The organism is Shewanella surugensis (genome assembly GCF_023284005.1).
GTDB lineage: Bacteria > Pseudomonadota > Gammaproteobacteria > Enterobacterales > Shewanellaceae > Shewanella > Shewanella surugensis.
In genome coordinates, this window is record NZ_JAKIKS010000284.1 from 1 (window position 1) to 1,882 (window position 1,882).

The window sequence follows — 1,882 nt, forward strand, 5'->3', positions numbered from 1 at the left end:
AACCCCGAATTCATGATACTGAGTTATATAAAGAGCGAAACCTTGTAGAACGATTATTTCAAAAATTGAAACAGTTCCGTAGAGTGGCTACGCGCTATGAGAGAAAGGCTATTTAGGGACGCTTCAATTAGCTGCTTCTATGATTTGGTTAGCGTAATTGTCAACGCCCCCTAGGGTGTGGAAAGAAAATTTATTCTCATTATTTTTGTGTGAACCAATAATGAGAGCATAATTTACATGATGGGTTAGTTAATCGAGTAACAGGTTTGCGTTAAAGGGTAAGCAATGGATGTGGTGACTTCTCCTGCATCACCATAATTAATGACATCTAAGCTAGTAGGCGATTTTTTTAAAATACGGTGGAAGACATCTGCAGCACCGTTTAAATAATCTAAATTAACTTGTGGTTCTTGTGATTCACTGCAAAGGTTATTATTGCCATTATCCGGACGATAGGTACCGCTATTAGAATTGATCGTGTACTGATAGCGGTAACGGCCTTTGTTATGATTATAAGTGGGATAGACATGAATTTCGCCCGCATAATCAACCGTTGTTTGTATCCACTCTTTTGGAACATAGTTTTCAAGTTTACCCGCATCCCCACCAAGTTGAGAAATAAGAAAATGTTTACTGACCGCATCTTCAATGCCCACATCTTTGCCACTGTATACATTGATAGGGCAGTCTTTATTATCGGCTTCATAGGCATCAGGCATGTAGCCAGATAGTCTGTCAAAATCGAGATTGCAATCGGTATTACTCTCTAAAGCTGCTTGTCTAGGTTGCCAAATTGCAACATATAGTACATTATTTTCGATAACATAGTTATACATTTGCGGCAGCGGCTCGCCATTGCCATCATATGCCAGATTGGCTTTCATTGATTGTCTTAATAATCTGGGGGTGAGAGGAATGATTTGGGAATAAAAAAGCGCTTTGGCATAATAAGCGCCAAATTCAGCAACCTTGCCTGCATTAGCCGATAAGCTGTTTTCATTTGCATTTCCCCCTATAACATAAGGACCACCCATGTTGCTTTGCTCAGTTTCAGTACTTGATGAGTCGGCTGCAAAAGTCGGAAGGTTAAATACCAATGCTGCTGTTGCGATTAATGTGTAAAGTAAGGTTTTGCAGTGTGATGTACGGGTTGAATCAATGTGAGTCTTACTTGAGTTCATCATTATCTTATCTTAATTTTTATAAGTTAATCGTTACAGTACATTTGCACAATCTTATATTATTGACAATTTAAACCCTTTTATTTACAAAAATAGGCATAATAACTTGAGAGGAATGTTTGCTAATAATGAAAATATAAAATTAATTGTGTTATTTGTTTTATTGTTGTTTGTTTTTTACTCTTTAAAATTAGAATCATTAACTAAGTTAAATGATTAATCTTAATTAGGGTTAAGCAGTGTACCTAAATATAGTCATCTTGGCTTTAAGCAAATGTTGAAAATAAGTGGGTAATTAAGATATTGATTTTTAAATGTAGTTAACAAGTATCTGGCACTCGTTATTGCGAATTAAAGTGAGTTAGGAAAAATTTTATTTTGGGTTGAGATTACTATTCAGATCTCATAGTAAGCCTTTAGATAGAGTTAACGGCTTACTATAGGATTTATTTTGGGTTGTATATTTACCAACAAGAAACAGTGTCAGTATTAGGGTCTGTTATATCAACATAGATGTCTTTGTCCCCTTCTATTGCTAAATTGTTTAGAGATTTACACAGAACTGCGTTATCAGCATTACGCCCATAAAAAGCCAGGGCGGGAGCATACTTTGTCGGATAATTAACCAAAGAAAACTTTTGCCCTGTAATCATCGTCCCAACTCGCCTTTTTTAGCTTATTTCGCTGACTTGGCGCACCGC

At 36.3% G+C, this 1,882-nt stretch carries 1 protein-coding gene and 1 pseudogene; one reads left to right on the forward strand and one right to left on the reverse strand.

Annotated features, from left to right (window positions below; genetic code table 11):
• Positions 1-116 (forward strand): annotated as a pseudogene (locus L2764_RS26950) (IS5/IS1182 family transposase); the annotation flags it as partial.
• A gap of 129 nt (positions 117-245) precedes the next feature.
• Here L2764_RS26950 and L2764_RS26955 read toward each other — a convergent pair.
• A complete protein-coding gene (locus L2764_RS26955; RefSeq protein WP_248943408.1) occupies positions 246-1,184 on the reverse strand; it encodes a hypothetical protein in 939 nt (312 codons plus the stop codon).
• Positions 1,185-1,882 lie beyond the last annotated feature (698 nt).